At 66.4% G+C, this 24,084-nt stretch carries 21 protein-coding genes and 1 riboswitch; of the genes, 9 read left to right on the top strand and 12 right to left on the bottom strand.

Translation table 11 applies throughout. From position 1 onward, the window contains the following. Nucleotides 1-24: 24 nt before the first annotated feature. The 3 genes from rhlE2 to ahcY all read right to left on the bottom strand — a co-directional run bounded on the left by rhlE2 (nucleotide 25) and on the right by ahcY (nucleotide 4,535). Nucleotides 25-1,836 carry an RNA helicase RhlE2 gene (gene rhlE2, locus CL52_RS18605; RefSeq protein ID WP_043222372.1) on the bottom strand — a complete coding sequence of 604 codons (1,812 nt, stop codon included), beginning with the start codon at nucleotides 1,834-1,836 and terminating at the stop codon, nucleotides 25-27. Nucleotides 1,837-2,063: 227 nt separating this feature from the next. Next, nucleotides 2,064-2,915, bottom strand: a complete 852-nt coding sequence (gene metF, locus CL52_RS18600) for a methylenetetrahydrofolate reductase [NAD(P)H] (RefSeq protein ID WP_043222370.1) — start codon at nucleotides 2,913-2,915, stop codon at nucleotides 2,064-2,066. A 213-nt stretch (nucleotides 2,916-3,128) separates the two neighbouring features. Next, nucleotides 3,129-4,535, bottom strand: coding sequence for an adenosylhomocysteinase (ahcY, locus tag CL52_RS18595; protein WP_043222369.1), 1,407 nt, complete (start codon nucleotides 4,533-4,535; stop codon nucleotides 3,129-3,131). 25 nt (nucleotides 4,536-4,560) lie between these two features. Continuing rightward, a riboswitch (S-adenosyl-L-homocysteine riboswitch) is annotated at nucleotides 4,561-4,646 on the bottom strand. Between the two features lie 166 nt (nucleotides 4,647-4,812). Here ahcY and CL52_RS18590 point away from each other — a divergent pair. Then, a complete protein-coding gene (locus tag CL52_RS18590) occupies nucleotides 4,813-5,250 on the top strand; it encodes a hypothetical protein (protein ID WP_043222368.1) in 438 nt (145 codons plus the stop codon). 76 nt (nucleotides 5,251-5,326) lie between these two features. Next, a complete protein-coding gene (locus CL52_RS18585; RefSeq protein ID WP_043222365.1) occupies nucleotides 5,327-5,776 on the top strand; it encodes a c-type cytochrome in 450 nt (149 codons plus the stop codon). On the opposite strand, the gene CL52_RS18580 is transcribed toward CL52_RS18585, so the two are convergent. The 3 genes from CL52_RS18580 to CL52_RS18570 all read right to left on the bottom strand — a co-directional run bounded on the left by CL52_RS18580 (nucleotide 5,770) and on the right by CL52_RS18570 (nucleotide 9,283). Continuing rightward, nucleotides 5,770-6,147 carry a DUF1090 family protein gene (locus CL52_RS18580; protein ID WP_041108343.1) on the bottom strand — a complete coding sequence of 126 codons (378 nt, stop codon included), beginning with the start codon at nucleotides 6,145-6,147 and terminating at the stop codon, nucleotides 5,770-5,772. The genes CL52_RS18585 and CL52_RS18580 overlap by 7 nt on opposite strands. 29 nt (nucleotides 6,148-6,176) lie before the next feature. Beyond that, a complete protein-coding gene (gene ligB, locus CL52_RS18575) occupies nucleotides 6,177-7,889 on the bottom strand; it encodes an NAD-dependent DNA ligase LigB (RefSeq protein ID WP_052264596.1) in 1,713 nt (570 codons plus the stop codon). Nucleotides 7,890-7,954: 65 nt separating this feature from the next. Beyond that, entirely contained in the window at nucleotides 7,955-9,283 is a 1,329-nt protein-coding gene (locus tag CL52_RS18570; protein ID WP_043222363.1) for a ferredoxin reductase family protein, read from the bottom strand. Between the two features lie 164 nt (nucleotides 9,284-9,447). Between CL52_RS18570 and CL52_RS18565 the strand changes: the two genes are divergently transcribed. The 3 genes from CL52_RS18565 to CL52_RS18555 all read left to right on the top strand — a co-directional run bounded on the left by CL52_RS18565 (nucleotide 9,448) and on the right by CL52_RS18555 (nucleotide 11,774). Beyond that, on the top strand, nucleotides 9,448-10,377 hold the full coding sequence (locus tag CL52_RS18565) for an ABC transporter ATP-binding protein (RefSeq protein ID WP_043222361.1): 930 nt from the start codon (nucleotides 9,448-9,450) through the stop codon (nucleotides 10,375-10,377). Then, on the top strand, nucleotides 10,374-11,135 hold the full coding sequence (locus CL52_RS18560) for an ABC transporter permease (protein ID WP_041108338.1): 762 nt from the start codon (nucleotides 10,374-10,376) through the stop codon (nucleotides 11,133-11,135). The genes CL52_RS18565 and CL52_RS18560 overlap by 4 nt, the downstream gene beginning before the upstream one ends. 69 nt (nucleotides 11,136-11,204) lie before the next feature. Continuing rightward, entirely contained in the window at nucleotides 11,205-11,774 is a 570-nt protein-coding gene (locus tag CL52_RS18555) for a DUF2780 domain-containing protein (RefSeq protein ID WP_041108336.1), read from the top strand. A 72-nt stretch (nucleotides 11,775-11,846) separates the two neighbouring features. Here the strand turns inward: CL52_RS18555 and CL52_RS18550 are convergent, their stop codons facing one another. From CL52_RS18550 to CL52_RS18525, 6 genes are all read right to left on the bottom strand, one after another. Then, nucleotides 11,847-12,485: a DUF2931 family protein gene (locus CL52_RS18550; RefSeq protein WP_003282697.1), complete on the bottom strand. Its 639-nt coding sequence runs from the start codon at nucleotides 12,483-12,485 to the stop codon at nucleotides 11,847-11,849. After that, entirely contained in the window at nucleotides 12,482-14,380 is a 1,899-nt protein-coding gene (locus tag CL52_RS18545) for a PAAR domain-containing protein (protein ID WP_041108334.1), read from the bottom strand. Before CL52_RS18545 ends, CL52_RS18550 begins: the two co-directional genes overlap by 4 nt. A 360-nt stretch (nucleotides 14,381-14,740) precedes the next feature. Continuing rightward, nucleotides 14,741-15,931 (bottom strand): methionine adenosyltransferase, encoded by a 1,191-nt coding sequence (gene metK, locus CL52_RS18540; protein WP_041108332.1) that lies wholly within the window; start codon nucleotides 15,929-15,931, stop codon nucleotides 14,741-14,743. A 15-nt stretch (nucleotides 15,932-15,946) separates the two neighbouring features. Then, nucleotides 15,947-16,948 (bottom strand): ArsR/SmtB family transcription factor, encoded by a 1,002-nt coding sequence (locus CL52_RS18535; RefSeq protein ID WP_043222358.1) that lies wholly within the window; start codon nucleotides 16,946-16,948, stop codon nucleotides 15,947-15,949. A gap of 87 nt (nucleotides 16,949-17,035) precedes the next feature. Continuing rightward, nucleotides 17,036-17,638, bottom strand: a complete 603-nt coding sequence (locus tag CL52_RS18530) for a LysE family translocator (protein WP_041108329.1) — start codon at nucleotides 17,636-17,638, stop codon at nucleotides 17,036-17,038. After that, a complete protein-coding gene (locus CL52_RS18525) occupies nucleotides 17,635-18,531 on the bottom strand; it encodes a TauD/TfdA family dioxygenase (protein ID WP_043222356.1) in 897 nt (298 codons plus the stop codon). Before CL52_RS18525 ends, CL52_RS18530 begins: the two co-directional genes overlap by 4 nt. A gap of 120 nt (nucleotides 18,532-18,651) precedes the next feature. Between CL52_RS18525 and CL52_RS18520 the strand changes: the two genes are divergently transcribed. The 4 genes from CL52_RS18520 to CL52_RS18505 all read left to right on the top strand — a co-directional run bounded on the left by CL52_RS18520 (nucleotide 18,652) and on the right by CL52_RS18505 (nucleotide 24,061). Further along, nucleotides 18,652-19,590 carry a LysR substrate-binding domain-containing protein gene (locus tag CL52_RS18520; protein WP_043222355.1) on the top strand — a complete coding sequence of 313 codons (939 nt, stop codon included), beginning with the start codon at nucleotides 18,652-18,654 and terminating at the stop codon, nucleotides 19,588-19,590. 112 nt (nucleotides 19,591-19,702) lie between these two features. Further along, nucleotides 19,703-21,700, top strand: a complete 1,998-nt coding sequence (gene tkt / locus CL52_RS18515; RefSeq protein WP_043222353.1) for a transketolase — start codon at nucleotides 19,703-19,705, stop codon at nucleotides 21,698-21,700. Between the two features lie 106 nt (nucleotides 21,701-21,806). Then, nucleotides 21,807-22,853 (top strand): erythrose-4-phosphate dehydrogenase, encoded by a 1,047-nt coding sequence (gene epd, locus CL52_RS18510; RefSeq protein WP_043222352.1) that lies wholly within the window; start codon nucleotides 21,807-21,809, stop codon nucleotides 22,851-22,853. Between the two features lie 47 nt (nucleotides 22,854-22,900). Next, on the top strand, nucleotides 22,901-24,061 hold the full coding sequence (locus tag CL52_RS18505) for a phosphoglycerate kinase (protein WP_041108322.1): 1,161 nt from the start codon (nucleotides 22,901-22,903) through the stop codon (nucleotides 24,059-24,061). Nucleotides 24,062-24,084 lie beyond the last annotated feature (23 nt).

Genomic DNA, 24,084 nt, shown 5'->3' with positions numbered 1-24,084 from the left:
CAGGCGGCTTTTTCGTCTCGTCGATCAGCGGTTGCGCGTCAGCAGCGCAGGCTTTTCGCCCTCGCGCTTTCGCGATGACGGCAGCTGGTCAAGCATCTCGGCGCTGATCACGCCGCCGCGCGACTTGTGGATGATCACCGGCTGTTTTTCCGGCTTGGCCACTTCCTGCTGGCGGGCGGCGACCTCCGGCTCGCGGCGGCGGTTGTCGGCGTTGCGCCGTGAACCGTTGCGGCCCTGGCCCTGCCCCTGACCCTTGGCACCTTGACCTTGGCCCTTGCCCTTCGGGCGGCCGGCACCGCCGGCGCCACGACCTGAATTGGAGCCGGCACCCGCGCCAGCGGCGCGCGGCTGGCCGGTATTGCCCGATGCCGGGCGGCGGCCGCGGCCTGGCTTGTTCTGGTACGGGCTGACGTAGTCGACCCGGTTGCCGAAGTTGTCCACCTCGTCGTCGAGAAACTCTTCGGGGTCGCGGTCGGGCGGCAGCTGCGGCGGGCGGGTGATCGCCTGGGTGGGTTCGCCAGCACCTTCACGAGGCTTCTTCGCCTTGCCCTTGCCGCGGCGGTTGCGTGGCTTCTTCTCTTCGCCTGCGGCGGTCGCTTCCGGCTTCTCGGTGCGCGGCTTGCGCTCACCGCGGGCCTGGCGAGGCTGGCGCGGCTCACGCACTTCCGGCTTCTCTGCCTCCACGGCAGCAGCGTCGAAGCCCATCATGTCGCCAGCAGGAATGTTCTGCTTGGTCAGCCGCTCGATGCCCTTGAGCAGCTTTTCCTCGTCCGGGGCCACCAGCGAAATCGCCTCGCCACTGCGCCCGGCGCGGCCGGTGCGGCCGATGCGGTGCACGTAGTCTTCCTCGACGTTCGGCAGTTCGAAGTTGACGACGTGCGGCAACTGGTCGATGTCCAGGCCGCGGGCGGCGATGTCGGTGGCCACGAGGATGCGAATCGCGTTGGCCTTGAAGTCGGCCAGCGCCTTGGTGCGGGCATTCTGGCTCTTGTTGCCATGGATCGCCGCAGCCGACAGGCCGTGCTTCTCCAGGTATTCGGCCAGGCGGTTGGCGCCGTGCTTGGTACGGGTGAAGACCAGCACCTGCTCCCAGGCGCCCTGGGTGATCAGGTGGGCGAGCAGGGCGCGCTTGTGGCTGGCGGCAATGCGGAAAACCCGCTGCTCGATACGCTCGACCGTGGTGTTCGGCGGTGTGACCTCGATGCGTTCCGGGTCGCGCAGCAGCTTGTTGGCGAGGTCGATGATGTCCTTGGAGAAGGTCGCCGAGAACAGCAGGTTCTGCCGTTGGGCCGGCAACCGCGCCAGGACTTTCTTGACGTCGTGGATGAAGCCCATGTCGAGCATCCGGTCGGCCTCGTCGAGCACGAGGATTTCCACATGGGACAGATCGACGGCGTTCTGGCCGGCCAGATCGAGCAGGCGGCCGGGGCAGGCGACGAGTACGTCAAGCCCCTTGGCCAGGGCCTGGATCTGCGGATTCATGCCGACACCGCCGAAGATCACCGCGCTTTTCAGCGGCAGGTCACGGGCGTAGAGCTTGAAGCTGTCGTGTACCTGGGCGGCGAGCTCACGGGTCGGTGTCAGCACCAGAACGCGTGGCTGCTTCGGTCCGTGGCGGTGTTCGCGGTCCGGGTGGCCGTTGGGGAACAGCAGTTCGAGCACCGGAAGGGCGAAGCCGCCCGTCTTGCCGGTGCCGGTCTGGGCGGCAACCATCAGGTCGCGGCCTTGCAACACGGCGGGAATGGCCCGCTGTTGCACGGGGGTAGGCTGGGTGTAACCGGCGGCCTCGACGGCACCGGCCAAAGCCTCGGAGAGACCGAGGGAAGCAAAGGACATGAGAGATCCTGTCTTGTAGAGGGCTTGGCCCTGGGATGATCATGCCGGGCTCGAATCGCGACTGGCGTGCGATCCCGTCCGGTTCTGCCGCGGTGAAGAAGGGCGGCATCCGGACGTAAGGCCTGGCGGAAGCGCGGAGTATAGCAGAGCTTCGCACGCCGCAATGCTAGGACCGCATCGCATTGTGCAGGTTCACTGCGCCGCCGTCACCGACGGCGCAGGCCGATTCAGCGCGAAAGTCCCAGCGCGCTGCAGATCGCCAGGCTCGGTTCGGCCTGGTTCAGCGTGTAGAAGTGCAGCCCCGGCGCGCCGCCGGCCAGGAGCTTCTCGCACATCTGGGCGATGACCTGCTCGCCGAAGGCCTGGATGCTCTCGATGTCGTCACCGTAGGCCTCCAGCTGCTTGCGTACCCAGCGCGGGATTTCCGCGCCGCAGGCGTCGGAGAAGCGCGCCAGCTTGCTGTAGTTGGTGATCGGCATGATGCCCGGGACGATGGGGATCTCGACGCCGAGCTTGCGCACCCGCTCGACGAAGTAGAAATAGCAGTCGGCGTTGAAGAAGTACTGGGTGATGGCGCTGTCGGCGCCGGCCTGGGCCTTGCGGGCGAAGTTGCTCAGGTCGTCTTCGAAGTTGCGCGCCTGCGGGTGCATCTCGGGATAGGCGGCGACCTCGATGTGGAAATGATCGCCGGTTTCGCTGCGGATGAACTCCACCAGTTCGTTGGCAAAGCGCAGCTCGCCGCTGGCCAGGCCCATGCCCGAAGGCAGGTCGCCGCGCAAGGCGACGATCCGGCGGATGCCGGCGTCCCGGTAGAGGTTCAGCAGGCCCCGCAACTCGGTTTTGCTGTCGCCGACGCAGGACAGGTGCGGTGCCGTCGGCACCTTCACCTCGCTGTCGAGCTGCAGCACGGTGTTGAGGGTGCGGTCGCGCGTCGAGCCACCGGCGCCGTAGGTGCAGGAAAAGAAATCGGGTTGTTGTGCGGCAAGCTGGCGAGCGGTGGCCAGCAGTTTTTCGTGCCCGGCATCGGTCTTGGTCGGGAAGAACTCGAAGCTGATCGAGGGGCGGTGGGATGTGCTCATGGCGAATCCAGAGAAGCAGTCGGGCAGCGTCGCCCGTGTCCTTCTTATCGCGCAAGACGAAAGCGCAGGCGGGACGGCCGCCAGCGCAGTGCACTGGTCGTCACGCTTGCCTTGCGCCATGCGCGGCTTGGGTAGGTGGAAAATGCCGCGGCCTTTTCCACCGTAAGGTTCAGTCGGGTGGCGAAGCGCTTCGCGCCTTGTCCACCCGGTGCATCAGTAGCGGTAGCTGTCCGGCTTGAACGGGCCTTCGACCTCGACGCCGATGTACTCGGCCTGCTTGGCGGTCAGCTTGGTCACCACGCCGCCGAAGCCCTTGACCATCTCGGCCGCGACTTCCTCGTCGAGCTTCTTCGGCAGGACCATGACCGTCACGTTCTGCGACTTTTCGGCCACCGGCAGGTCGGCGAAACGCTCGTTGTACAGGTAGATCTGCGCCAGCACCTGGTTGGCGAAGGAGCCGTCCATGATCCGGCTCGGGTGGCCGGTGGCGTTGCCCAGGTTCACCAGGCGGCCTTCGGCGAGCAGGATCAGATAGTCATCATTGGCCGGATCGACGCTCTTGCCGGTGCGATGGATCTTGTGCACCTGCGGCTTGACCTCCTCCCAGCCCCAGTTGGCGCGCATGAAGGCGGTGTCGATCTCGTTGTCGAAGTGGCCGATGTTGCACACCACGGCGCGCTTCTTCAGCGCCTTGAGCATGTTGGCGTCGCAGACGTTGACGTTGCCGGTGGTGGTGACGATCAGGTCGATCTTGCCCAGCAGCGCCTTGTCGATGGAGGCCTCGGTGCCGTCGTTCTCGCCGTTGAGGTAAGGTGAGACGACCTCATAGCCGTCCATGCAGGCCTGCATGGCGCAGATCGGGTCGACCTCGGTGATCTTGACGATCATGCCTTCCTGGCGCAGGGAAGCGGCCGAGCCCTTGCCCACGTCGCCGTAGCCGATCACCAGGGCCTGCTTGCCCGACAGCAGGTGGTCGGTGCCGCGCTTGATGGCGTCGTTCAGGCTGTGGCGGCAGCCGTACTTGTTGTCGTTCTTGCTCTTGGTGACCGAGTCGTTGACGTTGATCGCCGGCACTTTCAGGGTGCCGCCCTTGAGCATATCGAGCAGGCGGTGCACGCCGGTGGTGGTTTCCTCGGTGATGCCGTGCACGCGCTCGAGTACCTGCGGGTACTTCTCGTGCAGGATCTGGGTCAGGTCACCACCGTCGTCGAGCACCATGTTGGCGTCCCACGGCTGCCCGTCCTTGAGGATGGTCTGCTCGATGCACCACTCGTATTCCTCTTCGGTCTCGCCCTTCCAGGCGAATACCGGGATGCCGGCAGCGGCAATGGCCGCGGCGGCCTGGTCCTGGGTCGAGAAGATGTTGCAGGACGACCAGCGCACTTCGGCACCGAGGGCGATCAGTGTCTCGATCAGCACGGCGGTCTGGATGGTCATGTGGATGCAGCCGAGGATCTTGGCGCCCTTGAGCGGCTGTTCGGCGGCGTACTTCTTGCGCAGGCCCATCAGGGCGGGCATTTCCGACTCGGCGATGATGATCTCGCGGCGGCCCCAGTCGGCCAGGGAAATGTCGGCGACCTTGTAGTCGTTGAAATCGGCAGGCGTCATGACAGCGCTCATGCGATGAGTCTCCATTCGTGGCTAGTGCGAATGGGCGCCGTTGATGCGTTCTAGACAAACGCCCCGGTCGAGCCTGACAGGTGTTGACCTGCTGCAGCGCCCCTCGACTGGGTGGCGGGCACGGCCGAAGCGGAGTCGGCCGGGAAAAACGGGCTGAGTATAGCCGCAGCCCGCGGCATTCCCAAGCGCAGCCGCACGAACTCCGTCGCTTGCGGCGGGGTCACACCAGCAGGTTCGAACGGATTGCGCCGCGGCAAGCGGCGCCAGGAGTTTGCCGATGAAGCGGTTTTCGCCTTTGCTCTGCGCTGGCCTGCTTGTCACCCTCAGCCTGCCCGCTGCGGCGCAGTCCTGCTACGTTCACAGCGAGACGTCGGGCGCGGTGCCGGCGCCCGTGGTCACGGAGAAGTGTTTCGAGTTCCAGGGCATCGACGCTGGCGATTCGATGCGCTGGGTCTGCAGCGATACCGAGGCGGTAGGCAACTCTCGCCGCGAGCTGCGCGACAGCTGCCCGGGCGAATACTTCGGCGTGTGCTCGGCGCCGATGACGCCCGAAACCCTGGCCAACGAACAGTCCGCCGGCTCGCAGGCCAAGCAAGAGACCTGGCCGACGCAGGTGCCGCAGGACGCGCGGATCGTCACCTATCACTACCACGCCAGCGATCGTGCCCAGGCCAAGATCGACTGCGAGCGTGCCGGCGGCCAATGGTCGCGCTGAAGCAGCCCTGCTGCATTTGTCCGCGTTGACCCAAGTGGGGATAATCGCCGGCCTTGCTTTCCGCACAGGGTGAACCATGAAGTCGAGACTGTTGTGTCTGTCCGTGATCCTCGCTGCGATCGGCCTGGCTGGCTGTGATCGCATCGATCCGAATTCCCCGCTCGGCAAGCGCAAGGCGATCTACCAGCAGATGCTGGACACCAAGGAGGACCTCGGCGGCATGTTGCGCGGGCGGCTGGCCTTCGACGGGCAGAAGTTCGCCGCGGGTGCCGCCAAGCTGGACGAGTTGTCTCGCCAACCCTGGCAGCATTACCCACAGGTCAAGGAAGAGCAGAGCGACGCGCGCGACGAGGTCTGGCAGAAGCAGGAGCGCTTCCACGAGCTGGCGCGGGCGCTGGAGCAGCAGACCGCGGCGCTGGTGGCGGTGACCACCCGTAAGCCGGTCACGGCGCAGGGCGTCGCGCCGGCTTTCCAGCAGGTCGAAGACGCCTGCGAAGCCTGCCATCAGGAATTCCGCATCTACTGATCGCGGGCGGGCGCCTGCAGGGCGCGCCGAGCCTGGTCCAGTCGCCGCTTGCTGCTCTCGATGCGCCTGGCATCGCCGCCGGCCAGGGCATCGCGCAGTTCGGCTTCCCGGCGTGCCACCTGGCGCGCGGCGCCGTGCTCCAGCGCGCGTTCGCCCTGCAGTCTCACTAATCCGCGGCACTGCTCGTTGAGCTGCAGCAGCTGGTCCTGCAGCGCTGACTGACGCACCTGATCGCCCTGCAGGCGTGCCTCTTGCAACGCATTGCCGAGCCGCTCGCGCTGTTCGGTGCAGTGCGCTTCGGGCAACTCCGCAGCGCTTGTGGCAAGGCTGCTGACGAGCAGCGCAGCTGCGGTCAGGAACCGATAGGACATGGTGTGGCGCTCTGGCAGTGGGCACCCTGTTATCGACTGCCGGCAGCGGCCGAAAGTGCCTCGCCGTCGGGCGTGTCGAAGCCGGCGATGCCCTGGGCCTGCAGATAGCGGCCCAGCGCCTGGGTCGCCGGATCGCCGAAATAGCGGTGCAGTGCCCGCGCGCGGCCTGGGCCGATGCCCTGGCGTCGCTGCCACTGCGCTTCGCTGAGGCCGGCCAGGCGCGCCCAGTTGTCGCCGGCTTGCGCTGTAGCTCCGGGCGGGGCGCCGAGGGCGCTCAGCCAATGGGCGAACTCCTGTCGGCGCGTCGTGGCAAAGGCGGCGGCCAGGGCCTCGGCGCGCGCCGCGCCGATACCCGGTACCTGGCGCAGGCGGGGCTCGTCGAGCTCCAGCCAGGCGAGCAGATGCGCAAGCAGGCCGGCATCCATCAGCATCCGCCAGGTTCCGCGCGAGACGCCGCGCATTGCCAGCGCGCGGTCGCCGGAGAGCCAGGTCAGGCGGGCCAGAAATTGCTGCTCGCAGCCTTTCGACGGTTGCAGGCAGCTAAGCAGGTGATAACGCGCCGGGTCCGGCGCGTGAATCGCGCTGCGCAAGGGGCTGCGGCTGACCACGCCGTCGACGCGGGGAATGCTCAACCCGGCCAGAGTCAGCGCGATCTGGTCGCCGGGACGGATGTCGAGCGTCTGCCAGCGCTCGAGTGAACCCAGGCTCACCCGGCCGATACGCCGGTCGTCGAGCTGCACCGGCTCGAGCTGCAGCAGGGGTGTGATGCGGCCCGTGCGGCCGATACGGAATTCGAGGGTGCGCACGGTCGCCAGTGCCGAGCGCAGCGGGTACTTCCAGGCCGCCGCCCACGCTGGCGGTTCGGCGCGCCAGCGCGCGGCCGGCGGGCGTTGCGCCTGGCGCAGGACGACGCCATCGGTAGCAAAGGGCAGCGCCTGGCGGTACCAGCGCTGGCGCCATTCGCGCGCCTCGGCAAGGGTCGCCAGCGGCTGGGTCAGGTCCTTGCTCTGGCCGAAGCCCAGCGCCTCGAGCTGCGCCAGCCGCGCCGGCATGCTGGTGGGGCCGCCGGGCCAGTCCCAGACGAACAGGCCGATGCGTTCACCGACCTGTGGGTCGATTCGCTGGCGGCGCAGGGCGCCGGCGACCAGGCTTCGCGCATTGGCGCTGCCGTGTTCGGCCTGGATGTGGCCGTCGAGCCGCCAGTAGAGCTCGCCCTGCAGGATCAGCTCGCCCTGGCTCGGCAGGCGCCTGGTCAACGTCGGGATCAGCCGGGCGTGGCGAGTCCAGTCCTGGCCGCTGCGTCCGTCGCCGCGGCTGATCAGGCGCTGCAGGACGCCATCGCGATAGACCAGCGTCACGGCCACGCCGTCGACCTTGGGCTGGATCCATAAGTCCTTGCGGGTGCGCATCCAGTCGGCCACTGCGCGTTCGTCGGCGAGTTTGTTCAAGCCTGTCTGGGCCACCGGATGCACCAGCGGGCCGCCGGCGGTGGCCAGGGCGTCGGGCGAGGCGATGGGGCCTGGAAAACAACGTTGCCAGCTGTCCAGCCGAGCGCGCGCCTGGTCGTAGAGTTCGTCGTCGATGAGCGCGACGCCGCGGCGATGATAGGCGTCGTCCCACTCGGCAATCCGCGCGGCGAGCGTGGTGATCTCCCGCTCGGCGCGTTCGGCCGACCACTGAGGGCAGGCGAGTGCGAAGGGTGAGGCGGCGAACAGGAGCGCCGCGATGAAGAGACGTGGCATGGCGAGCATCCTTGCTCCGAACTGACCGGCCCATTTTCGCCCGCCGGGGGCGGTCGCGCCGTGCGTCAGCGCATGTTGAACAGTTCCTGATGGAAGTCCTGCAGCGACAGGCCGCGGGCGATCAGATCGTCACGCAGGCTCTGGCCGAAGCTTGCCGGCCCGCAGAACCAGACATCGGCATTCTTCCAGGAAGGCGCCATTTGCCGCAGGCGTTCAGGCGTCAGGCGCCCGTCCTGCCTGGAGACCATCAGGTGCAGGCGCACGCGGGCCTGTTCGGCCAGTTGGCGAATGCGCTCGATGAAGGCCTGATCCGGTTCGCTGGTGCAATAGAACAGCTCGACGTTGCTGCCCCCGCCGGTCAGCGCCAATGCCTGCAGGCGGCCGATGAACGGCGCGATGCCGATACCGCCGGCGACCCAGATCTGCTCGTTGCGCCGCCCGCGGAAATCGAAGCAGCCATAGGGCCCCTCCACGGTCACGGCATCGTCTTGCTGCAGGCGCTGCGGCAGGCTGCGGGTGTAATCGCCGATGCCCTTGATGGCAAAGGTGAGCTTGCCGTCGTTGCGCCAGGCCGAGGAAATGCTGAACGGGTGCGGGCCTTCGGCCGGGTCGAAGGTGACAAAGGCGAACTGGCCGGCCTTGTGCCCGGGCCATGCGCCCTCCAGGCCGATATCGACCTGCAGCACGCGGTTGTCCTTGTGGTAGGTGAGCTGTTCGATGCGTCCGACTACCTTGTGCTTGCGCCCGACCTGGCGCGACAGCGACAGGACCGCGGCCCAGCTGCCGGCTGCCAGCAGCAGGCCCATGACCAGGCCGAGCGGGGTACGCCAGTAGGCGAACGGCATCAGCACCACGGAATGGAAGACCAGCAGCAGATAGAGCGCCGCCAGCCAGCGGTGGGTCTTGAAGAACCAGCGGTAGGGAAAGCGTTTGATCAAAGCCAGCACGATCAGCAGGGCCGCCCCATAGAAGGCCCATTCGCCGATCGTTTCGGCCAGCCCGCGCTGGCTTTGCAGCAGGCCGGCCAGGCCTTCCTGGGCTTGCCGGGCGCCGCGCCGCGCCGGACGCTCCAGCCAGCCGAAGCCGACCAGCCACTTGGGGATCTGTGCCCAGCCCCAGTGGATCACCGCCAGCACCAGGCTGGCGATGCCCAGCCATTTGTGCAGGCGGTAGGTCTTGTCGAGCCCGTCGAACAGCGGCTCCATGCGCACCGGGCGTGCGGCGAGGAAGATCGCCACGCTCATTGCCCCCATCACCAGTACGCCGCTGAAATGAACCATGGTCGAGCGCAAGGGCCAGAACTTGAGCGGCTCGATCAGCAGGTCATCGGCCATCAGCCAGAGCGCGACCAGCGCGGCGAACAGCCCGATAAAGGTCAGTTTGATGGGTTTCATCGCGCCTCCTCGCGCAAGGTTCCATACGGCTCATGCGCAAGCATGCGCCTCCGGTGACATACCGATATGACCGGCGTCAGGTTCTTCCCGGTTCAGCGGGACAGGCCCTGGGTCGCGGTTTTTTTCTACAATCGGCCCCTGGCCCCTTTCGGAGCGAAGAGCCCGTGCAATCCGTGATATCCATCCAGCAGCTCACCAAGACCTATGCCTCCGGGCACCCGGCGCTCAAACGCATCGACCTCGAAATCCACAGGGGCGAGATCTTTGCGCTGCTCGGCCCCAACGGTGCCGGCAAGACCACGCTGATCAGCATCATCTGCGGCATCGTCAACCCGGGCGGCGGGCGCGTGCTGGTCGACGGCCACGACATCGTTCGTGAATACCGGGCTTCGCGCTCGAAGATCGGGCTCGTGCCCCAGGAGCTGTACAACGAGGGCTTCGAAAGCGTCTGGGCCACCGTGCGCTTTTCCCGCGGGCTGTTCGGCAAGGCGCCAGATGATGCCTATATCGAGAAGCTCTTGCGAGACCTGTCGCTATGGGACAAGCGCGACGCGCGCATTCTCGATCTGTCCGGTGGCATGAAGCGCCGCGTGATGATCGCCAAGGCGCTCTCGCACGAACCCACGATTCTGTTTCTCGACGAGCCGACCGCCGGCGTCGACGTCGAGCTGCGCCGCGACATGTGGGAGATGGTCCGCGGCCTGCGCGAGCGTGGCGTGACCATCATCCTCACCACCCACTACATCGAAGAGGCCGAGGAAATGGCCGATCGCATCGGGGTGATCAACCGCGGCGAGATCATTCTCGTCGAGGACAAGGCGGTGCTGATGCACAAGCTCGGCAAGAAGCAGCTGACGCTGATTCTGCAGCGACCGCTGGAGCGCGTTCCGGAGGCGCTTGCGGCCTACCGCCTGGAGCTCTCGGCCGACGGCACGCAGCTGGTCTATACCTTCGATGCCCAGCATGAACACACCGGGATCGCCGAACTGTTGCGGCGCCTCGACGAGCACGGCATCGACTTCAAGGACCTGCAGTCGAGCCAGAGCTCGCTGGAGGAAATCTTCGTCAGTCTGGTCAAGGGCAGCCGCACATGAATGTCTACGCGATTCGCGCCATCTATCTGTTCGAGCTGGCACGCACCTGGCGCACCCTGCTGCAGAGCATCGCCACGCCGGTCATTTCCACGTCGCTGTACTTCGTGGTGTTCGGCTCGGCGATCGGCGCGCGGATGGAAGCCATGCACGGCATCCCCTACGGCGCCTTCATCATTCCCGGCCTGGTGATGATGGCGCTGCTCACCGAGAGCGTCTCCAATGCCTCGTTCGGCATCTACATGCCGCGCTATTCGGGCACCATCTACGAGGTGCTCTCGGCGCCGGTTTCCTACGTCGAGATCGTCATCGGCTATGTCGGCGCCGCGGCGACCAAGTCGCTGATCCTCGGCGTGATCATCCTCATCACCGCGCGGTTGTTCGTCGATTACGAGATCCAGCATCCGCTGATGATGGCGCTGTTCCTGGTCCTGACCGCCGTCACCTTCTGCCTGTTCGGCTTCATCATCGGCGTCTGGGCCGATGGCTGGGAAAAGCTGCAGATCGTCCCGGCGCTGATCGTCACGCCGCTGGCCTTTCTCGGTGGCAGCTTCTATTCGATCGAGATGCTGCCGCCGCTGTGGCAGAAGATCACCCTGTTCAACCCGGTGGTGTACCTGATCAGCGGCTTCCGCTGGAGCTTCTACGGCGTCTCGGACATCGACGTCGGCGTCAGCCTGGCGATGATCCTCGGCTTTCTCGCCGCCTGCCTGCTGGCGGTATGGTGGATCTTCCGGACCGGCTACCGGCTGAAGAGCTGATACGAGCCGATCTCATTCCCACCCGCATCGCAGGTAGTATGGCGGTGCATCATTCATTTCGAGGCAAGCATGAAATTCGTTCCTTCTCTCGCCGTTCTGGCCGTTCTCAGCCTGGCGGCCGGTTCCGCCGCCGCCTTCAACCTCGGCGAGGCCGCCCGGGCGGTGTCGGGCATCACCGGCAACGGCACCACCCAGAGCACGTCGCAGACCCAGGCACTCGGCCTGATCGGCCAGCTCGACGAACTGGGTGTCACGCCCGCCCAGGCGCTCGGTGGCAGCGGTGCGCTGCTGCAATTGGCCAAGCAGCAGCTGAGCAGCACCGACTACGCCCAGCTCGCCAAGTCCGTTCCCGGTATCGACAAGCTCACCGGCGACAGTGGGCTGGAGCGGCTTGGCCAACTGGGTGCACTGACCGGATTGCTGGGCAAGTCGGATACCCGCGTCGATGCACAGACCGCCGCCGCGGTGGACGACGTGCAGAGCCTGGCCGACGTCAACCAGGCGTTTTCCGCGCTGGGCATGGACGCCGGCATGGTCGGCCAGTTCGCGCCGATCCTGCTGCAGTACCTGGGCAGCCAGGGAGTGGGCGGTTCGCTGCTGCAGAGCATGGGCGGCATCTGGGGCGTCGGCGGCGCCTGATTCGCACCCGCCAGGATAAAGGAGCCCCGTCCGGCATTGCCGTCGGGGCTTTTTCATTCCGTCGTGCGCGTGCTACCAGGAGCCATAAGGGATGCCGTGCTTTTCGATATAGGCTCTGGAGGTTTCCGAGAGGGGACGGTGGCCTCCGTGGGAGGTTCCTTCATAGGGTCCCTTGGGCTCGATTTCCGCCTGTGCGCGCAGGACTTCGATGGGCCCGCCGCAGGTGCTCATGACCCAGCCCCTGACCACGCCGCCAGGGGCGAGGCCCAGCGCCAGGGCATGGCGGTATTCGCTGGTGCGGCAGGGCGGATCGAGGCGCTCGCTCATCAACTGCCGCGCGCGTTCGGGGATATCGACAATGACCCGGTAGGTCTGGGGCTCGGCCAGGGATTGCCAGCGGACGTAAATGCGTTTGGGCAGGTCGGCGCCGTTGACGTGGCGGCCTGCGCCCCAGCCTAGGCCTCTGCGCCAGCCAGCGGCGTTCCCGCTGCCATCGGACGGTCTGGCGATCGATACCGTGCCCCCGCCCATCCGATAGAAGAGGTTGCCATGTATATCCTCCACATCGGCGGTTTCCACCCAGACTTCCATATAGTCCGGGGCCAAGAAGCCCAGGCGCCAGTATTTGTAAGGCAGGCTGCCGGGGTTTCTCTCGGCGCCGGCGCAGCCGCCGAGCAGCAGAAGGAACAGGACAAACAGCGGTGCTCTCATCGCTTTTTCTCCCGGGGCCTGTCGGCATGGCGTCTCCGTCCGCGCTCGGCCGGGGCATTGACGAAGATCACATCGAGCACACTGCCGCCACGTCCGGCGGCGGCATTCCAGTTGGCCGACAGATGGACGTAGCGCTGGCGCAGCAGGCGTTCCTCTTCCATATCCAGCGCGCCGCTGCCGCTTCTGGCCCAGGCCAGCAGCTTGTCGCTGATAGGTACAAGCTCTGCGGGTAGAGAGAGTTTACTGTCTTGCTCGTCGATGAAGTCGAGCGGGACGCCTGCCTCCACCGCCAGCGCATGCATGACCCGCATATACACCCGCGAAAGATGTCCATAAACCCGGCGCTCCAGATAGGGCGCCGCCAGCACGTATTTCATCTGGTCACTACGCCCGCCGCTGAAGGGTGTGAAGTGTTCCCAGACGTCCGTTTCCAGCCGCGCGGTACGGTCCTGCGGGTCGAGCAGGTCGGCCTGGCGGGCATATTCGGTATCGCGTTGCGCCTGCTGGTAGGCCAGGGTGCTGAATGGGCTGGTCGCCCGGCTGACCCAGTTGCTGCGCGGGCGTATCGGGTAGAGCCGCTCGCTGTCCAGCGGCGGATAGCCGCCGCCCAGGTCCGAATGGGCGCCGGGCAGGACGATTTCCCAGTGCGGCGGGGCAACCTGGTTGAGGGCGAAATTGCGCCGGTATTCGTCGCGGGCGACCAGATGCACCACCTGGCGGGCCGCATCGGGCGCCAGATAAAGGTCGATACCGCCGTTGACGTTATCGCTGGGATCGCCCCAGTCGTCCCAGCCGCCGAGGGCGGCCACGGTATCGAACAGGCCGATGAAGTTGATGACGACGTCGTCCCGCCAGTCGAAGCCGGATACCAGGCCGAGCTTGCCCGCGCGGCGCAATGTGCCCAATGGTCCCCGCTCGCGCAGGAGGATCTGATTGGCGAAATGCCGGGCCGCCGCCGCGCCGCGGCTGAAACCGAAGAGATCCAGTTCCAGCTTGGCCGGAGTGGAGCCGGGGTTTTCCTCTTCGAAACTGTCCAGGGCTTGTGCGAGAAGCGTCAGGCCTTCGTCGACCTTGGCCAGCACCCCCGTCGCGCCGCGACCGAAGGCCTGGCCGGGAAAGCGGGTGTCCGGCTTGCCGGTGGTCGTACCGACACCCGTGACATAGACGCGGAAAATGCTGGGATTTCCTGCTTCCTTGGGTACCGGTTCGTCGCGGTACAACTCATACAACCGCCAGATATTGCTCACATCGTTGGCATAGCTGCTGTCCGGGTCGAGATGATGCGCTTCGCAGCGCTGGACCATGGCCAGGGCCTCCTGCTCGCCGAGGCCGAGCGCGGGTGCGCGGCACTGGGCGCCGATGGCGCTGTTGGCGGCATTGTTGCCGGTGCCGTCGAAGAACACGCCGATGCGCAGGGTGACGGCCTGGCGGCTGCCCAGCTCTTCCTCCTCGTCTTCCTCTTCCAGCCCGTACGGCGCGGGATCGCCGGGCTCCTGCTGCCAGGCGCGGGCATTGGGCGACGCTGGTCGTTGCGGCAGTTCCGGCGCGGCGGGCGCCCGTGCCACAGGCGCGCCGTCGAGGTTCAGCGGCTCGGGCGGCACGAAGGGCGCCGGGGTGTGCGAGGTGCCGATGATGACGGTGCCCGAGCCGCCGATCACCACGCTGCCGTGGTCGCCGAGGCTGCCCAGGGTGGCGGCTGGTTTGCCATTGATCAGCACGTTGGGGATGAGGTTGCTCGTCAGGGTGCTGCCGCATGCGGTGGTATCGCCGGCGCGGGCGGCGGGCAGGCCGTCGAAGAAGACATCGGGCGAGCCGCTGGCGATGGGGTTGTCGCCATGCCCCTTCTTCGGGCAGGAAGTGGCGTCGCCGAGGCGGGCGGCGGGTTTGCCGGACATGACCAATCTCCCTATCGGTATGCGAGCCGGTACCTTGCCGCACGGGCAATGGCGAACGCAAACGCCGCTCGGTTTTTTATGGACTGGTTCGCGGGTTGCAAGCTGGTTGCGCCAGAACTTGCGCAGTAGCGGAATGCAAAAAGCCCCGTACGACCTTCGCCGGCGGGGCTTTTCTTGCAGCTTGAGGCTTGCAAAAGCAGTGATGAGCTTCAAGCCACAAGCTGCAAAAAGCATGGCCAGCAGCCACACTGGTTCTTCGCTTGCAGCTGTAGGTGGGGTCACGCTTCACCGACCCGACGAGCGTAGGGTGGATGTAAAAGGCAACATCCACCCTACGCTCGCTTGTAGCTTGCAGCTGCTTTACAGTCCCGCTGCCGCGCGCAGGGCGTCGGCCTTGTCGGTGCGTTCCCAGGTGAAGGCGGTGAAGGTGTCGGCACCCACCGTCATTTCGTAGGGGTTGCGGCCGAAGTGGCCGTAGGCCGCGGTGGCGCGATACATCGGGTGCAGCAGGTCGAGCATGCGGGTGATGGCGTAGGGGCGCAGGTCGAAGTGCTCGCGCACCAGGGCGATGATCTTGTCGTCGCCGATCTTGCCGGTGCCAAAGGTGTTCAGCGAGATGGAGGTCGGCTGGGCCACACCGATGGCGTAGGAGACCTGAATCTCGCAGCGCTCGGCCAGGCCCGCGGCAACGATGTTCTTCGCCACGTAGCGGCCGGCGTAGGCGGCGCTGCGGTCGACCTTGGACGGGTCCTTGCCGGAGAAGGCGCCGCCGCCGTGGCGGGCCATGCCGCCGTAGGTGTCGACGATGATCTTGCGTCCGGTCAGGCCGCAGTCGCCGACCGGGCCGCCGATGACGAACTGGCCGGTCGGGTTGATGTGGTACTGGGTGTCCTTGTGCAGCAACTCGGCCGGCAGGCTGTGCTTGATGATCAGCTCCATCACCGCTTCGCGCAGGTCGCTCTGCTTGACGTCGGGGTTGTGCTGGGTCGACAGCACCACGGCATCGATACCGGCGACCTTGCCGTTCTCGTAGCGGCAGGTGACCTGGCTCTTGGCATCCGGGCGCAGCCACGGCAGCAGGCCGTTCTTGCGCGCCTCGGCCTGGCGCTCGACCAGCGCGTGGGAGAAACGGATCGGCGCCGGCATCAGCACGTCGGTCTCGTTGCTGGCGTAGCCGAACATCAGGCCCTGGTCGCCGGCACCCTGGTCTTCCGGCTTGGTGCGGTCGACGCCCTGGGCGATATCCACCGACTGCTTGCCGATGATGTTGATGATGCCGCAGGTGGCGCCGTCGAAACCGACCTCCGAGCTGTTGTAGCCGATGTCGACGATGACGTCACGCACCAGCTGCTCCAGGTCGACCCAGGCACTGGTGGTCACTTCACCGGCAACGATGGCCACACCGGTCTTGACCAGGGTTTCGCAGGCCACGCGGGCGTGCTTGTCCTCGGCGATGATGGCGTCGAGCACCGCATCGGAGATCTGATCGGCGATCTTGTCCGGATGCCCTTCGGATACGGACTCGGAGGTGAAAATCGAGTATTCGCTCATCTATCGGTTTCCTAATTACCGGTGGGTGAGGCGGTCGTCAGCGGCGGGCCGGGCAAACGACCGGACCTGGATCTGAAAACCGTTCTTCAAGCCAATGTAGAGACTCTCGCCGGGCGTGAGCCCCGCGGCATCGGCCCAACGGGCCAGGTCGTCCTGTTCGAAGCCCAGCCAGAGATCGCCGCAGGCCTCCCTGGCCCAGCTCTGGTTGTGGCTGCACAGCTCGGTGACCAGCAGGCTGCCGCCCGCCTTGACCAGCCGTGCCAGCTGTTTCAGCGCTTCACCCGGCGCGGCCAGGTGGTGCAGCACCATGTTCAGCACTACGCAGTCGGCGGGAGGGCAGTGATCCTGCAGGGCGTCGGCGAGGCGCAGTTCGACATTGCCGAGGCCCTCCTCGGTACAGCGGGCCCGGGCCAGGTCGAGCATGGCCGGGCTGTTGTCCAGCGCCGTGACACGGGTGAAGCGACCGGCCAGCTCCGGCAGAAAGCTGCCGTCGCCGGGACCGACTTCCAGTGCCGTGGCGCCGGCTTCGAAGCTCAAGGCGTCGAGCAGGGCCACCACGCTGTCACGGTATTGCGGCAGGCCGGCGATCAGGTCTTGCCGAGCCTGGAAGCTGCCGGCCATGCGCGCGAAGAAATCCTCGCTGACCGCGCTGCGCTGGGCGTGCACCTTGGCGACACGCGCCTGTACCGCCTCCGGCAGCTCGAGGCGGTCGACCTCCTCCAACAGGGCTGCGTGCAGCGCGCCGCCGAGGGCGTCCGGCTGCGGCAGGTGGCGCCGGTAGAAGATCGCGTTGCCCTCACGCCGTGTCGCCAGCAGCCCGGCCTGGGTCAGCACCTTGAGGTGATGACTGATGCCGGACTGGCCGGTCGCGAAAATCTGCGCCAGTTCCAGTACACCGAACGAGTCGTTGGCCAGCACGCGCAGCACATTCAGGCGCAGGGCGTCGCCGCCGGCCTTGCACAGGGCGGCCAGCTGGTCGCAGGCATCGAAACGGATCTGGGATATACGCAGGCTCATAAGCCGCGCAGTCTAGTCGGCTATTTTTCGACCAGCAAGGCCAATATCAAAAAGTTTTGATATTGGCCTTGCCGCACTGCAGCCGCCTCAGTGCAGCAGCCGGGTGATGCCCAGCGAACAGGAGATCAGGCCGAGCCCGAGCAGGAAGTAGTTGGGCAGCACATCGAGCAGCTGCTGGATGCGCCGGCTGCCGCTGATCTGCCGGGACAGCAGGCCGTAGGCGATCAGGATGCTGATATCGATCACCGCCCAGATGACGATCAGCATCGCCGCCTGTGGCGCGAACGGCTCGGCGGGCAGGATGAAGCCGGGCAGAAAGGCCAGAAAGAACAGGATGTCCTTGGGGTTCGATAGGCCGACCGCCAGCGCCCGCCAGAAATAGTGCGAATCGCCCCGCCCGGTCGCGGCTGCTTCGCTGCCGCCGCCGCACAGGCCGTCGCAACCGAGCCAGATCAGGTAGAGCCCGCCGATGACCTGGCCCCATTCGACCACCACCGGCTCGATGTCCATCGCCAGGTAGATCATCAGCAGGGCGCAGATCAGCAGCAGCTGTGCCGAGAGCACACCGCCCAGAATGGTCCACAGCGGCCAGGCCCGCCGGGCATCGGCGACCACCAGGGCGACCACCGGGCCCGGCGAGGCGATCAGCAGGGCGACGGCGGCGGCGAAAGCGAGGTAGGTGGCGTTCATAGCTCGGTCACCAGGTCGTATACCCGCGAGCGGCGTCCCAGCCGTTCGGTGTAGAGGTTTGCGCTGCCGATCGCGAAGGCGCGCTGCATCCAGCGATCGGTGCCATCAAAGGTCGCGCTGAACGGGCTGCGCGCGTGGGCGGTGCGGCGGTTGTCGATGATCAGCAGGTCGCCAGTGCACAGGCGCACCGGCTCGGCGACCTCCCAGGCTACCGCCCGCAGATGTTCCAGCCGGGCGCGCGAATGATCGCTGAAGGCCAGCATGAACTGCGGGTCCAAACGCATAAACGGCCTGTCGGGGTCTCCGTACAGCACGGTCTGATGGCGGTCGATGTCGATGCGCTGGTTCTTGCCCTCGGGTCCGTAGTCGGAAAGGAAGTTGTACGGCTCGCGCAGGAAGAAGGCCTGCTCTTCGTAATTCAGCCGCTCGAGGAGGGTATCCACCGAGGCGATGTAGGTGACCGCTTCGGCGGCCGGGTCCTGGCGCAGGCACAGCAGGACCAGGTAGTCGGGCAGCACGGCGTGAAAGGCATTCTCGGTGTGCAGGTCCAGCTCGGTATCGAAGCTGTCGGAGGTCGCGGCGCGGGCCTGCGCTCGCTGCGGGAAGAAGTTGTTGACCAGGCTGCCGTCCGACTCCTGGCGGTAGCCGATGGGCTCGCCCAGCAGGGCGGTTGCCTGCAGCAGCAGATGCTCGCTGCGCTGATCCGGCTTGCCGAGTGCGTCGCGGCTTTGCGGTGTCGCCGGGATGTCGCCGATCGGCAGGTCTTCGAGCAGCAGGTAGCCGCGCCGGTTGCCGAACAGCCGGAAGTCGACGATCCGCGCGATCTGCTCGGGCGTCAGGCCGCCGTTGCGAATGGCCGTGGTCAGCAGATGGTCAATTTGTTCGTCGAGCATGTCATCCTTCCCTGCGATCTGATTGTTGGAGGCGCCATACAGGCGGCGCCGGCGCAGTATCGACAGGGGCCAAGGGGTTGGAAAAATGGAAAAAAGCAGCGGCAAGGATGAGTTTTAGTCATGCCTGATTCGGCCGCCGGCGCGCCGCGCATGCCGCCGCTCTATGCCTTGCGTGCGTTCGAGGCGGCTGCGCGGCTGGGCTCTTTCACCGAGGCGGGGCTGAGCCTGTGCATCACCCAGAGCGCGGTCAGCCGGCACGTGCGCACCCTCGAGCAGAGCCTGGGCTGCCAGCTGTTCGAGCGCCGCGGCCCGCGCCTGTCGCTGACCGACGCCGGACGCGTGCTGGCGCAGGAGCTCAAGGTGGGTTTTCGCACCATCGAGAACGCCTGCGTTGCGGTGAGTCGCCAGGAGGGCGCGTTGCGCCTGAAGGCGCCGACCACGCTGACCATGCGCTGGCTGCTCGACGTGCTGGAAACCTTTCGCCTCGACCAGCCGCAGGCGCGCGTACAGCTGACCAGCGCCTGGATGGACCTCGATGCGGTGGATTTCGACGGCGAGCCCTTCGACTGCGCGGTGCTGCTGGGCAACGGCAGCTTTGCCCCGGACTGGAAGCACCTGAAGCTGTTCGACGAATGGCTGGTGCCGGTCTGCGCGCCGGCGTTGCTGGGCGATCAACCCTGGGATGCGGCGCGCCTGGCCAGCGCCGAGCTGATCCACCCGTCGCGTGACTGCCGCGACTGGCGGCGCTGGCTCGAGCGGGTCGGGCTGGGCCAGACGATCGCCTGGCAGCAGGGCAAGCTGTTCGACACGCTGGAGCTCGGCATTTCTGCCGCGGCGCAGGGGCACGGGGTGTCGATCGGCGATCTGGCGCTGGTGGCCGCCGACCTCAAGCATGGCACCCTGGCGTTGCCGTTCGACCGTGCGGTGCGCTCGGGGGACAGCTACTACCTGGTCTGGCCGGCGCGTGGCGATCGCCATCCGGTGCTGGCGCGACTGAAGGACTACTTGCTCGCCCACCTGCCCGACGTGCAGGGGCTGGGCGTACAGCTGCTCGACTGAGCGGCGGCTGGTCACGGCCGTTGTTCGTCCATCCGGTCATTGCCCCTTGCGGTCCCGGTAGGGGAAAATAGTGGCCTTTTTCTCAGTACCACCCCCCGCAGGAGATTCAGCGATGCCCAGCCGTCGTGAGCGAGCCAATGCCATCCGCGCCCTCAGCATGGATGCCGTGCAGAAAGCCAACAGCGGCCATCCGGGTGCCCCCATGGGCATGGCGGACATCGCCGAAGTGCTCTGGCGCGACCACCTCAAGCACAGCCCGACCAATCCCAAGTGGGCCGACCGTGACCGCTTCGTGCTGTCCAACGGCCACGGCTCGATGCTGATCTACTCACTGCTGCACCTGACCGGCTACGACCTGTCGATCGATGACCTGAAGAACTTCCGCCAGCTGCACAGCAAGACGCCGGGCCACCCCGAGTTCGGCTACACCGCCGGCGTCGAGACCACCACCGGCCCGCTCGGCCAGGGCATTGCCAACGCCGTCGGTTTCGCGCTTGCCGAGAAGATCATGGCGGCGCAGTTCAACCGTCCGGGCCACGAGATCGTCGACCACCACACCTACGTGTTCCTCGGCGACGGCTGCATGATGGAAGGCATCAGCCACGAGGTCTGCTCGCTGGCCGGCACCCTCGGCCTGAACAAGCTGGTCGCCTTCTACGACGACAACGGCATCTCCATCGACGGTGAGGTGCATGGCTGGTTCACCGACGACACCCCGCGCCGCTTCGAGGCCTATGGCTGGCAGGTGATCCGCAACGTCAACGGCCACGACGCCGACGAGATCCAGATCGCCATCGAGACCGCGCGCAAGAGCGACCGGCCGACGCTGATCTGCTGCAAGACCATCATCGGCTTCGGCTCGCCGAACAAGCAGGGCAAGGAAGAGTCCCACGGCGCCGCCCTCGGCGATGCCGAGATCGCCCTGACCCGCGAGGCGCTGGGCTGGAACTACGGCCCGTTCGAAATCCCGGCCGAGATCTATGCCGAGTGGGACGCCAAGCAGAAGGGTGCCGACGCCGAGAACGAGTGGAACAAGCGCTTCGCCGCCTACGAGAGCGAGTTCCCGGCCCTGGCGGCCGAATTCAAGCGGCGCATGGCCGGTGAGCTGCCGGCTGACTTCGCCGAGAAGGCCAGCGAGTTCATCCGTGAAGTGGCCAACAAAGGCGAAACCATCGCCAGCCGCAAGGCCAGCCAGAACTGCCTGAATGCCTTCGGCCCGCTGCTGCCCGAACTGCTCGGCGGCTCGGCGGACCTCGCCGGTTCCAACCTGACCCTGTGGAAGGGCTGCAAGCCGGTGGTACAGGAAGATGCCTCGGGCAACTACATGTACTACGGCGTGCGCGAGTTCGGCATGGCGGCGATCATGAACGGCGTCGCCCTGCACGGTGGCCTGATTCCCTACGGCGCGACCTTCCTGATGTTCATGGAGTACGCCCGTAATGCGGTGCGCATGTCGGCGCTGATGAAGCAGCGGGTGATCTACGTGTTCACCCACGACTCCATTGGCCTGGGCGAAGACGGCCCGACCCACCAGCCGGTCGAGCAGCTGGCCAGCCTGCGCATGACGCCGAACCTGGATACCTGGCGCCCGGCCGACACCGTCGAGTCGGCGGTCGCCTGGAAGTACGCGGTCGAGCGCAAGGATGGCCCGAGCGCGCTGATCTTCTCGCGGCAGAATCTGCCGTTCCATGTGCGCGACAACGAAACCGAGGCGGCCATCGCGCGCGGCGGCTACATCCTGAAGAACTGCGTCGGCGAGCCGGAGCTGATCCTCATCGCCACCGGTTCGGAAGTCAGCCTGGCGGTGCAGGCCGCCGACAAGCTGACCGAGCAGGGCCGCAAGGTGCGCGTCGTCTCGATGCCTTGCACCAGCGTGTTCGATAGCCAGGACGCGGCCTACAAGCAACAGGTGCTGCCGGTCGAAGTTGGCGCGCGTATCGCCATCGAAGCGGCCCACGCGGACTACTGGTACAAGTATGCCGGTCTCGATGGCCGCATCATCGGCATGACCACCTACGGCGAGTCGGCCCCGGCCGGCCAGCTGTTCGAGGAATTCGGCTTCACCGTCGACAACATCCTCGCGGTGGCCGAAGAGCTGCTGGAAGACTGATTCGAGCCGCGGTGGATGACTCTGGTCATCCACCCTACGTCACTCCACCTTTCGTAGGGTGGAAAACCCGCGCAGCGGTTTTCCACCGCCAGGATCGACGACTCCCATGGCCAACGCCCGTCCCTACCGCGTCGCCCTCAACGGCTACGGCCGCATCGGCCGCTGTGTGTTGCGTGCCTTCTACGAGCGCGGCGCGGCGTCCGACTTCCAGTTCGTTGCCCTCAACGACCTGGCCGACATGGCCAGTGTGGAGTACCTCACCCGCTTCGACTCCACCCATGGTCGCTTCCCCGGCGAGGTCGGTGTGGCAGGCGATTGCCTGCATCTCAATGGCGACTGCGTGAAGGTGCTGCGCGAGTCGACGCCGGAGGCCATCGACTGGCGGGCGCTCGGCGTCGACCTGGTGCTCGAATGTTCGGGTGCCTACAACACCCGTGCCGGTGGCGAGCGCTTTCTTGCCGCCGGTGCGCCGCGCGTGCTGTTCTCGCAGCCGATGGCCAGCGCCGCCGACGTCGATGCCACGGTGGTGATGGGCATCAATCAGGGGCAGCTCCGCGGCACCGAACGGCTGGTCTCCAACGCCTCCTGCACCACCAACTGCAGTGTGCCGGTGCTCAAGCTGCTCAACGATGCGGTGGGCATCGAGTACGCCTCGATCACCACCATCCACTCGGCGATGAACGATCAGCCGGTCATCGACGCCTACCACCACGACGACCTGCGGCGTACACGTTCGGCGTTCCAGTCGGTGATACCGGTGTCCACCGGGCTGGCACGCGGCATCGAGCGCCTTCTGCCGGAACTCTCCGGGCGGATCCAGGCCAAAGCGGTGCGGGTGCCGACGGTAAACGTCTCCTGCCTGGACATCACGCTGCAGACCGCTCGGGATACCGACGCGCAGACGATCAACCGGGTGCTGCGCGAGGCGGCCGAAAGCGGCCCGCTAAAGGGATTGCTGGCCTATACCGAGCTGCCGCATGCCAGTTGCGATTTCAACCACGATCCGCATTCGGCGATCGTCGACGGCAGCCTGACGCGTGCCTCCGGGCCGCGCCTGGTGAACCTGCTGGCCTGGTTCGACAACGAGTGGGGCTTCGCCAACCGCATGCTCGACGTCACCGAACACTATCTGCGCGTCGCCCACGGAGCCTGACGGGCCGCGCTTGAGACACTGCTGCTTCGAACTTAAGGAAGATCGACATGACCGTTTTGAAGATGACCGACCTCGACCTCTCCGGCAAGCGCGTGCTGATCCGGGAGGATCTCAACGTGCCGGTGAAGGATGGCGTGGTGAAGAGCGACGCGCGCATTCTCGCTTCGCTGCCGACCATCAAGCTGGCGTTGGAGAAGGGCGCCGCGGTGATGGTCTGCTCGCACTTGGGCCGCCCGGAAGAGGGCGTCTACAGCGAGGAAGACAGCCTCAAGCCGGTCGCCGACTACCTGAGCAAGGCGCTCGGTCGTGAGGTGCCGCTGATCAAGGACTACCTGGGCGGCGTCGAGGTCCAGCCGGGCGAGCTGGTGCTGCTGGAGAACGTGCGCTTCAACAAGGGTGAGAAGAAGAACACCGATGAACTGGCGCAGCAGTACGCGGCGCTGTGCGATGTCTTCGTGATGGACGCCTTCGGCACCGCGCACCGCGCCCAGGGCTCCACCCATGGCGTGGCCAAGTTCGCCAAGGTCGCCTGCGCCGGCCCGCTGCTGGCGGCCGAGCTGGACGCGCTGGGCAAGGCGCTGGACAAGCCACAGCGGCCAATGGTGGCCATCGTTGCCGGCTCCAAGGTGTCGACCAAGCTCGATGTGCTCAACAGCCTCAGCCAGATCTGCGACCAGCTGATCGTCGGCGGCGGCATTGCCAACACCTTTCTCGCCGCCGCCGGTTACAAGGTCGGCAAGTCGCTGCACGAAGCCGATCTGCTCGACACGGCCAAGGCTATCGCGGCCAAGGTCAGCGTGCCGCTGCCGGTCGACGTGGTCGTCGCCAAGGAATTTGCCGAGAGTGCCGAAGCCACGGTCAAGGGCATCGACGAAGTCGCCGATGACGACATGATTCTCGACATCGGGCCGAAGACCGCCGCGCAATTCGCCGAGATGCTCAAGGCCTCGCAGACCATCCTCTGGAACGGCCCGGTCGGCGTATTCGAGTTCGACCAGTTCGGCAACGGCACCCAGGTGCTGGCCCAGGCCATCGCCCAGAGCCCGGCGTTCTCCATCGCTGGCGGCGGCGACACCCTGGCGGCGATCGACAAGTACGGCGTGGCCGAGCAGATCTCCTATATTTCCACTGGCGGCGGTGCCTTCCTCGAGTTCGTCGAAGGCAAGGTCCTGCCGGCGGTCGAGGTGCTGGAGCAGCGCGCCAAGTGATCGGCATGCGGGGGCTGCGCTCC

Source organism: Stutzerimonas balearica DSM 6083, from assembly GCF_000818015.1.
Classification (GTDB): domain Bacteria; phylum Pseudomonadota; class Gammaproteobacteria; order Pseudomonadales; family Pseudomonadaceae; genus Stutzerimonas; species Stutzerimonas balearica.
Note: the sequence above shows the minus strand (reverse complement) of the source record. Positions and strands in the feature narration are given on the sequence as shown.